General features: G+C 75.8%; 1 protein-coding gene. It reads left to right on the forward strand.

Features of this window, described 5'->3' with window-relative positions:
- A partial coding sequence (locus B1205_RS32130) for a beta-ketoacyl synthase N-terminal-like domain-containing protein (protein ID WP_254910128.1) occupies positions 1 to 863 on the forward strand: 863 nt, incomplete at both ends.

Here is an 863-nt window from a genome sequence, read left to right on the forward strand (position 1 = left end):
ACGCGCTCTACGACCCGGACGCCGACCGGGCCGGCACCTCCACCACCCGGCACGGTGGATTCCTCGCCGACGCCGGCCACTTCGACCCGGCGTTCTTTGGCATCAGCCCCCGCGAGGCCCTGGCCATGGACCCGCAGCAGCGGCTGCTGCTGGNNGCCGCCCGCGCCGGCACCGCCACCGGCGTCTTCGTCGGCGCCGCCTCCTCCGGCTACGCCGCCACCGGCGTCGAAGGGCTCGACGGCCACCTGCTCACCGGCACCGCCGGCAGCGTCGCCTCCGGCCGCCTCGCCTACACGTACGGCCTGGAAGGGCCGGCCGTCACCGTCGACACCGCCTGCTCCTCGTCCCTGGTGGCGCTGCACCTCGCCGCGCAGGCGCTGCGGGCCGGCGAGTGCGACATGGCGCTCGCCGGCGGCGTCGCGCTGATGGCCACGCCGGGCATGTTCTCCGAGTTCTCCCGGCAGGGCGGGCTGGCCCCCGACGGCCGGTGCAAGGCGTTCGCCGCCGGCGCGGACGGCACCGGCTGGGGCGAGGGCGTCGGCGTGCTGCTGGTGCAGCGTCTCTCCGACGCCCAGCGCGACGGCCGGCGGATCCTCGCCGTGGTACGCGGCACGGCGGTCAACTCCGACGGCGCGTCCAACGGCTTGACCGCGCCGAACGGCCCGTCGCAGCAGCGCGTCATCCGGGCCGCGCTGGCCAACGCGCGGCTGTCCCCGGCCGACGTGGACGTGGTGGAGGCGCACGGCACCGGCACCACGTTGGGTGACCCGATCGAGGCGCAGGCGTTGCTGGCCACGTACGGGCAGGAGCGCCAGACGCCGCTGCTGCTCGGGTCGATCAAGTCGAACATCGGGCACACCCAG

The sequence above is a fragment of the Micromonospora sp. NBS 11-29 genome (assembly GCF_002140155.1).
Lineage (GTDB): Bacteria > Actinomycetota > Actinomycetes > Mycobacteriales > Micromonosporaceae > Micromonospora.